Below are 8829 nucleotides of genomic sequence, written 5' to 3' on the forward strand. Positions count from 1 at the left end.
TCACACACCTCGGAAACCAGGAGTGTGCCGGTCACCATTCGGCGAAAGAGCCGTCCGGGTGGCGCCAGACCTGGTTGCGCCATCGGTGGGGGTTCTCGGCGGCCTTTCGGACGGCCTTCTCGTCGACCTCGATGCCGAGCCCCGGCCCGGTCGGGCGGTCCACGTGGCCGGAGGTGAAGGCGAACACCGCGGGGTCCACGAGGTAGTCGAGGAGGTCGTTGCCCTCGTTGTAGTGGATGCCGAGGCTCTGCTCCTGGATGAGGAAGTTCGGGACGGCGAAGTCGATCTGGAGGCTCGCCGCCAACGCGATCGGTCCGAGCGGGCAGTGCGGTGCCAGCGCGACGTCGTACGCCTCGGCCATGGCCGCGATGCGGCGGACCTCGGAGATGCCTCCGGCGTGGGACAGGTCGGGCTGGGCGACGGCGATGCCGGTGGGCAGCACATCGCGGAAATCCCAACGGGAGTAGAGGCGCTCGCCGGTGGCGATCGGGATGGAGGTCGAAGCGGTTACCTCGCGCAGGTCCCGCGAGTATTCGGGGAGCACGGTCTCCTCGACGAAGATCGGCATGAGCGGTTCCAGCATCGGCAGGACGCGGCGGGCCATGGCTTTGGAGAAACGGCCGTGGAAGTCGACGGCGAAGTCCATGGTGTCGCCGACGGCCTCGCGCAGCTCGGTCAGCATGTCGACGACGCCGCGCACGGCTCCGGGGCTGTCGATGTGCCCGGTCTGGGCGGCGGCGTTGCATTTGACGGCGTCGAACCCGGACTCCCTGGCGCTCAGGGCGCCTTCGGCGAGTGCGGTGCCGGTGTCGCCGCCGATCCAGGTGTAGACGCGGACCTTGTCGCGGACGGGCCCGCCGAGCAGCTCGTGGACGGGGACGCCTAGCGCCTTGCCCTTGAGGTCCCACAGGGCCTGGTCGATGCCGGCGAGGGCGCTGGAGAGGACCGGCCCTCCGCGGTAGAAGCCGCCCTTGGCGAGGACCTGCCAGTGGTCCTCGATGCGGGCGGGGTCGGCTCCGATGAGGGTCTCTGCGAGGGTCTCGACGGTGGCGGCGACGGCTTCGGCGCGCCCTTCGACGATGGGCTCGCCCCAGCCGACGAGGCCGTCGTCGGTCTCGATGCGAAGGAACAGCCATCGTGGCGGTACGAGGAAAGTCTCGATTCTGGCGATCTTCAAGGGGGACTCTCTATCTCATGCGGGTGTCGGTCAGCGGTGCACGAGGCCCGTCTACGACTGTCTCGGCGCCGGTGATGCAGCCGGCTTCTTAGGAGGCGAGGCCACGGAACTCAAGCATTAGCAGATGACCGACCTCGTCACGCACCGTGCCCGCGCCGCGGCCCTGTACATCACGTCGGCAACCCTGGCGATCACCTTCTCCGTTCGGCTGGATTCCGACCCCGCTGAAGGCCCCGGAGCGAGCTCGCCGTGTCCCCGGTCCAGTGCACCGCAGTGGCACCACTGCATCGATGCGCTCACGTTCATCGACTGTCCGGTTCTGCCGGCTGATCTTCCCGGACACGGTGCACGCCCCAGCGCCTCCGCGCCGGGGCGTTCTCCTCGGCACTACTCGTCGCAGGCGAGGACGATGACGCTGTCGACCTCGTCGGGCGCCTCGTGCGGGTGGGTGTCAGTCGCCGCGGATCTGGTCGCGTATCCACTCGCCGGCGGGCTTGAGGTTCTGCGTGCCCGTGAACGGGCCGTTCGGGCAGGTGCCCACCTCGAGCGCCGCGCCGGAGCGGAAGTCGTCGGCGAAGTTCCAGTTCGTCCAGCTGATCTGGTGCTCGGCCATCATGTCGGTCCACCGCTGCGACATGGCGAAGTCGTTCGCGCCGTCGCCGGTGTATGTCTGCGTGCCCCACTCGGAGGCGAAGATCGGCAGCCGGTCGGCGGCGGCCTCGACCGCCGCGAGGTAGTCCTCGCGGTGCGAGGCCGCGTAGAAGTGGAAGGCGTACATGACGTTGTCGGCCGCGACCGGGTTGTCGACGACCTCGGACGGGCCGCTTCCCTCGCTGAGGCCCAGCGAGGAGTAGGCGCGGGTGCCGAGGACGATGACGCTGTCGGGGTCGCGCTCGCGGATGACCGGGATGATCTGCTCGTGGTAGCCCTTGATGTCCGTCCAGGACACGCCGTTGGGTTCGTTGGCGGTCTCGTAGAGCACGCCCGGGTTGTCGGCGTGCGCCTCGGCGATCTCGGCGAAGAACGTCCGCGCCGCCTCGAGGTTCACGTTGGGGTCGCCGGGCGTCAGGATGTGCCAGTCCACCAGGGCGTACATGCCGCGGGAGGTGACCTCGTCGATGAGGCCGCTCACCAGCGACGTGAAGCCGGCCGGGTCGGTCTCGTATCCGTCCTCCTGGACGTACATGGACAGCCGGACGATGTCCGATTCCCAGTCCTCGGCCAGCGCGTCCAATGAGGCGTCGTTCACGCAGTCGGCGAACCACTGCAGGCCGTGAGTACTCATGCCCTTGAGCTGGACCGGTTCTCCGTCCTCGCCGCACAGGTTGGTGCCGCACACCGACAACTGCCCGTGTCGCTCGATCGGGGTCCCCTGCTCAGGCTCGCTGGTCGGTTCGTCGGTGGGTTCGTCAGTGGTGGGTTCGCCACCGGTCGGGTTCTCGACCGAGCCGTCGCAGATCTCGCCGTTGACGGTCAGCCGGTCCGGTAGGGCACTGCTGCCGTTGGCGACGAAGCCGAACACCTCACGGGTCTCGCCGGCGCCGATCTGGGCGTTCCAGCCTACGTCCGAACCGGTGAACGTCGTGCCGCTCTGGCTCCAGTCGACGTTCCAGGCGCTGGCGACCGTAGTACCCGCGGGGAAGTCCCACTCGACCTGCCACCCGTCGATCGCGTCCTCGGTGGCGATGGAGACGCTCGCCTGGTAACCCGAGCCCCAGTCGTTGAGGACGTCGTACTCGACCTCGCAGAATCCTTCGGCGAGTGCCGAGTTCGCCGAAGTGATGGTCAGGGCGCCGGCGCCGAGCGCGGCCACGGCGATGCCGGTGACCGCCAGGCGTCGCCGCCTGGGGACGGGCGACTTGCTTGGATGAGCTTGCATAGATCCTCTTCCCTTCGCGGCGGCGACGGGCATCGGTTCCGGAATGTCCGCGCCCAGTGCGGTTGGAGCGATCCCACTGTATTTGACACATCGAGCAATGTCAATGTTCCGGGGTGCCGGGCTCAAGCCTCGGCGTCGGCCGCCGGACGGTGTGCGTCGCGGCTGGACGGGTTGAACCTGATCAGCGGACGGTGCGCCTTCTCGTCGAGGTCGACGGTGGCGTCGACGTCATAGACGAGCGCGATGAGCTCCGGTGTGAGGACGTCGGCCGGGGCTCCGGCCGCCACCGCGCGGCCGTCTTTGAGGACCAGGAGCGCATCGCAGAACATCGCCGCGAGGTTGAGGTCGTGGAGCGCCACGACGGTGGTGACCGGCAGCTCGGTGATGAGCTGGAGCAGATCGAGCTGGTAGCGGATGTCGAGGTGGTTGGTGGGCTCGTCGAGGAGGAGTTCCCGGGGCTGCTGCGCCAGCGCGCGGGCGATGTGGACGCGCTGCCGCTCGCCGCCGGAGAGCCGGTGCCACAGCTCCCCCGCCTTGCCGGTGAGCCCGGTGCGCTCCAAAGCGTCCGACACCGCCGCGTCGTCGGCTTGCCGGTGCCCGCCGAAGGCGCCCCGGTGCGGAATACGGCCGAGGGCGACGATGTCGCGCACGGTGATGTCCACGACCGTGTCGGCGTGCTGGGTGACGGTGGCGATCGCCCGGGCCGCGTCCCGTCGGGAGACGGCCGCGAGCGAGGTGTCGTCGAGGGTGACCACACCCGCGGTGGGCCTCGCGGTGCCGGAGAGCAGCCTGATGAGGGAGGACTTGCCCGATCCGTTGGGGCCGAGCAGCCCGACGGTCTCGCCGGGCCGCGGGCTCAAGGTGACCCCGTCGACGACGAGCCGGCCGCTTCGGTTCCAGGCGACCTCTCGGGTCTGGAGTGTCACAGGGCCCTCCTTCGGCGGAACATGATGGCGATGAACACCGGCACTCCGATCAGGGCGGTGCCGACGCCTACGGGCAGCGGCGACGGCGAGAAGGCGACCCGCGATATCGCGTCGACCCACACCATGAAGGCCGCTCCGATGAGGACGGTCACGGGCACCAGTCGGACGTGAAGCGGACCGGTGAGGTACCGGGCCGCATGCGGGAGGACGAGGCCGACGAAGCCGATGGCGCCGGCCACGCTGACCATCGTCGCCGTCAGCAGGGCGGTGACGGTCATGAACGTGATGCGCTCGCGCCGGACGGAGACCCCCAGTGAAGACGCGACGTCGTCGCCGAACGCGAAGGCGTCCAGGACCGGCGCCCGGAAGAGGCAGAACAGGGCCCCGGCGAGTACGGCGAGTCCGCACAGGACGACGTCGTTCCACCGCACCCCTTCGAGGGAGCCGAGCAGCCAGAACATGACGCCGCGGGTCGCGTCCGAATCGGCGAAGGCGAAGACGACGAACGAGGTCAGCGCCGAGAACAGCTGGGTCACCGCGATCCCGGCCAGGATCACCTTGTCGTTGGCGCCTCCGGCCAGGCGCGCGATCACCAGGACGACGGCGAAGGCGACGATGGAGCCGACGAACGCGCCCCCGGGGATCCCGAGCACGGTCCCGCCGACGCCCAGGATCCCGACGACGACTGCTCCGGTGGAGGCTCCCGAGGAGATCCCCAGGACGTACGGGTCGGCCAGAGGGTTGCGCAGCAAGGATTGCAGGATGACGCCGCACAGGCCCAGTCCGGCGCCGCAGGCGGCGGCCACCAGGGCGCGCGGCAGGCGGTCGTCCCACACGATCGCCTCCTTCGACACCCTCACCGGGATGTCCGCGCCCGCGAGGTGGTTGAGGAGGATGTCGCGCACGTTGACCAGTGACACCTCGGCGGGGCCGACGGTGATCGCCGCCCCGACCGACACCAGCAGCAGCGCGATCGCGCCCAGGCCGATGCCGAGGAAACGCAGCCGCGTGCCGCCTTGAGGCGCCTGCCCGGTGACGGGCGCGGGCCGCGAAGGGCTGAGCGTCACCTGGTCCCCTCGAAGGAGCCCAGTCCTTCGGCGAGGGCTTCGAGGCCGTCGATCATCCGGATCGACGGGTTCATCTCGGCCCCGTGCAGTGCGATGAACCGCTCGTCGGCGACCGCCGCGAGGTCCTCGGTGACCGGGTCGGCCTGGAGGAAGTCGATCTTCTCCTGGAGCTGGTCGCCCGGCCAGCGCTCGCGGCTCAGGTCGCCCAGGACGAGGATGTCGGGGTCGCGGTCGACGAACGCCTCCCAGGTGGTGGCCGGCCAGTCGTCGTCGAGATCGGCGAACACGTTGACGGCGCCGACCTCGGTTGCCAGCAGGTTCGCCGAGCCCAGTCCTCCGGCGATGTAGGGCGTCTTCAGGTCGGCGAACCAGAACGCCACCGACATGCCGGAGGCGTCGATGCCGTCGAGCGCCGCCTGGCGGCGGCCTTCGAGCTCTTCGATGAGGGCCTCGCCGCGACTGGTCACGTCGAAGATCTGGGCGAGCTCGCGGATCTCCCGGTAGAGCGCCTCGATCGTCAAGGGGTTGGTGCGGGTGCCGCCGCCGTTGATGCTCGTTCCCTCGTCGCAGTCCGTCGGCGACAGGTACGACTCGATCCCGGTTTCGGCGAACCGGCTCCGCTCGGCCACGCCGCCCTCAAGATAGTGGCGTCCGAATGAGGCGGTCACGAAGTCGGGGTCGGTGTCCAGTACGACCTCGTAGGTCGGTGCCTCATCGGCCAGCCGCGGCACTTCGGCGTTCGCCTCCGCCAGGTTCTCCCGCACCGGGTCGGTCCACGACGCGGTGCCGACCATGCGGTCCTCCAAGCCCAGGGACAGGAGGATCTCCGTGGAGCCCTGGTCGAGGGACACGACTCGCTGCGGTGCGGCGTCGTAGGTCACCTCCTGCCCGCAGTTCTCGACGACCAGCGGATAGGTCGTCTCGCCCTCGCCTGCGATGGCGGCTCGTTCGGGAACGGCCTCGGAGGCGCCGCAACCGGCCGATACCGCCAACAACAGAGACGCGCTTACAGCAGCGGGAGTCACGCGCATGCCGACACTCACCGGTCCATTCATATAGTTCGGGCCGACGCGGCCGCCGAGGGCCGCTTTCCGCCACGAACATTAGGTTAGGCTGACCTCACTACTCGGTATCGGCTTCGCCTTTGAGGCAGGCACCACAACTTGGCCGTACGCGGGACGACAAGGCGGCGCTTGCCGCGGGGGCAGACGCCGCCTCTCGTCGAGATGGGGGCCCTACCGTTGCCCATTGCAACTCATCACCGCATTTCAACGGCCAACTGAACCGCTCGGTTCAAGGGACGAGGCTCAGCCAGTAGCCGTCGAGGTCCCCCAGGCTCGGTGGGGTCTCCAGTAGCGGCTCGAGCCGCCGCACCGTCAGCCGGACATCGCTGCGACGGCCGTCGTGCGCATGGACTGGAGCCCCGTCATTCGACATCCCTGCTGGCGAGGTGGATGACGGCTTCGGCTATTTCGCATACGCGGTCCAAAGTGATGCCGGTCCGTTGCTCAACGGCGAGAAGATGGTCTGTGGGTTCGAGCTCGATGAAGGGGCGCTCGCCGACGGGTCTGGTGTGGACATTGGTCTTCAGGTTGATGGTGCTGGACGAGTAGACAGGCAGTTCGGTGGTCAACCAGCCGAAGTAGGGTTCCTCAGACTCGCGTCCCGGCGTTTCCCACAGTTCCGCCAGGCGGGCATAGTTCTCGCGGCTGAGGGAGACCCAGACGCCCCAGGCAAACACATCGTCGCTGTCTATGACCGGTATCTCGATCAAGCCCTTGACAAAGTAGTGCTGCGCGTTGATCACACACTGATCCGATGTAAGCAGGCAATCGGGGGCATCAGAGAAACTCTGATCCCATACGTAGGGAGCTGCGGTCGAGTAGCTCATCGGAAGCCCTGAGTGACTCTTACCACAAGACGTGCAAGTGAATCTGACATTGCCGGACATGGGCAGGAGTCTAGTGTTCGGCTCCTCTGATGGGGCAGTGAGCCGGACTTGGCTGAGGCCTGACGGAACCTGGTAGCCAACACGATGTCGCCGGCCGCTGGTGGTTCCTCCGCCTGGGGCGGTCGTTCCCTGTGTGGCACTGGATCCGGCTCGAACCCGAACTCCCGGATGGACGCAGTTCTCGACCGCCTCGAAAACTCGCCTCCCGCAGGTCTACGGAATTGCCCGCGGCCGATTCCGTCGGCTGCCGCCCTATATGGAGTCGAGCGCGTTCTTGAAGTCGTCGACGAGGTCTTCGGTGGCCTCGATGCCGACCGCGAGGCGTACGAGGTCGTCTTCGATACCCTCAGCGCTGCGAGCTTCGGGGCTCATACCGGCGTGGCTGGTTATGGCCGGGCGCGTGATCAGCGTTTCGACCCCGCCCAGGCTCGGTGCGACGTAGGGCAGCTCAAGTGCCTTGAGCAGCTTCTCGGCCGCGTCCAGGCCGGCGGCGGGTCGGAAACACAGCACCGGCCCGAACCCGTCGAACAGCTCGGCGGCTCGGGCATGATCGGGATGAGACTCCAGCCCCGGGTAGGCGACTTCGGCGATAGCGCGGTGCCCCTCCAGGAACCGGGCGATGGCCAGAGCGTTCGCGTTCTGCTGGCGTACCCGCAGGGCGAGCGTCTTGAGACCGCGCGCAAGAAGGAACCCGGCGTGCGGGTCGAGGCTGCCTCCGTAGAGCTTCAGGCAGGCGTGGGCCTTCGCGATTCGGTCGGCCGATCCGGTGATGACCCCGGCGACGATGTCGGAGTGGCCGTTGAGCGTCTTGGTGGCCGAGTGGCATACGAGGTCGAAGCCGATCTGATGCGGGCGGAAGTTGACCGGTGTGGGGAAGGTGTTGTCGATGATCGAGCTCAGGCCATGGCGCGCGGCGAACGCGGCGATACCGGCGAGGTCGGGGACGCGGACGAGCGGGTTGGAGATCGACTCGGTGTAGATCGCCTTGGTCTCGGGGCGGAGAGCGGCTTCCCAGGCGGCGGGGTCGGCGGCGTCGACGAAGTCGACGTTCCAGCCCAGGTGCGGGGCGTGCTCGGTGAGGAAGACGTGGGTGCCGCCGTACAGGGTTCCCGCGACGATGACGTGGTCGCCGGCGCTGGCGACACTGTGCAGGGCCGTGGAGATGGCGGCCATCCCCGAGGCGGTGGCGAGGGCGGCTTCGGCGCCTTCGAGGGCGGCAAGCTTGTCGTGGACGTAAGTCTGGGTGGGAGTGTTGGAGTAGCGGAGGTAGTCGACTCCGCCTTCGGGTGGCGTCTCGTACACGGTCCCTTGGAAGATGGGGAAGACGATGGACCCGCCATGGGTCGGCCGGGGCTCGCCGGCGTGAACGGCCAGGGTCTCGAAACGGGAATAGGAAGCGCTCATTGACCCGATGCTACGGTCAAGAACGCCTCGCTTCAAACGTTCATCGCGCTCCGAGTGCGGGGCCGTCGATCAGTGTGGCGGTTGACATGTGCGCGCCCAACCCCTCGGATACAACGCACCGACCGCCCTGAAGACGCGCAGAATACCCGGGGTTCTGCGGATACGCTGCCTGGGCTCGCTCAGCTGCCTCTCGCGATTCCGCAGCGGCCAACACCGCCCGAAACCGCTCCACCGTCTCCTCGCGCTCGCCGGGTGCGAACCCGGCCAGCCCGACTCTCCCGAAGCGGACTGCGTCCGTCCACCACCCCTGAGGTCTCCGGTGTCGTAGTCGTAGAACACCGCGAGACCTCAGAGACTCACGGGCGAACCCTCACCAGCCCCGCACCAGGGCTTGATCAAGTTCCGCGCTGGTGTGGAAGGTCTGG

At 68.2% G+C, this 8829-nt stretch carries 7 protein-coding genes; all 7 read right to left on the bottom strand.

What is annotated here, in order from left to right; translation table 11 throughout:
* Positions 1-31: 31 nt before the first annotated feature.
* The 7 genes from dgoD to L0U85_RS17105 all read right to left on the bottom strand — a co-directional run bounded on the left by dgoD (position 32) and on the right by L0U85_RS17105 (position 8404).
* Complete coding sequence (gene dgoD / locus L0U85_RS17075; protein ID WP_241378964.1) at positions 32-1177, bottom strand: galactonate dehydratase; 1146 nt, start codon at positions 1175-1177, stop codon at positions 32-34.
* A gap of 451 nt (positions 1178-1628) precedes the next feature.
* On the bottom strand, positions 1629-3056 hold the full coding sequence (locus tag L0U85_RS17080) for a cellulase family glycosylhydrolase (RefSeq protein ID WP_241378965.1): 1428 nt from the start codon (positions 3054-3056) through the stop codon (positions 1629-1631).
* 122 nt (positions 3057-3178) lie between these two features.
* A complete protein-coding gene (locus L0U85_RS17085) occupies positions 3179-3982 on the bottom strand; it encodes an ABC transporter ATP-binding protein (protein ID WP_241378966.1) in 804 nt (267 codons plus the stop codon).
* Positions 3979-5049 carry an iron chelate uptake ABC transporter family permease subunit gene (locus tag L0U85_RS17090; protein WP_241378967.1) on the bottom strand — a complete coding sequence of 357 codons (1071 nt, stop codon included), beginning with the start codon at positions 5047-5049 and terminating at the stop codon, positions 3979-3981. Before L0U85_RS17090 ends, L0U85_RS17085 begins: the two co-directional genes overlap by 4 nt.
* Positions 5046-6080: an ABC transporter substrate-binding protein gene (locus L0U85_RS17095; RefSeq protein WP_347177470.1), complete on the bottom strand. Its 1035-nt coding sequence runs from the start codon at positions 6078-6080 to the stop codon at positions 5046-5048. The genes L0U85_RS17090 and L0U85_RS17095 overlap by 4 nt, the downstream gene beginning before the upstream one ends.
* Before the next feature lie 395 nt (positions 6081-6475).
* Complete coding sequence (locus L0U85_RS17100; protein ID WP_241378969.1) at positions 6476-6940, bottom strand: DUF2199 domain-containing protein; 465 nt, start codon at positions 6938-6940, stop codon at positions 6476-6478.
* Positions 6941-7252: 312 nt separating this feature from the next.
* On the bottom strand, positions 7253-8404 hold the full coding sequence (locus L0U85_RS17105; protein WP_241378970.1) for a PLP-dependent aspartate aminotransferase family protein: 1152 nt from the start codon (positions 8402-8404) through the stop codon (positions 7253-7255).
* Between the last annotated feature and the right edge of the window lie 425 nt (positions 8405-8829).

The organism is Glycomyces sp. L485 (genome assembly GCF_022548875.1).
In the GTDB taxonomy this organism is placed as follows: domain Bacteria; phylum Actinomycetota; class Actinomycetes; order Mycobacteriales; family Micromonosporaceae; genus Glycomyces.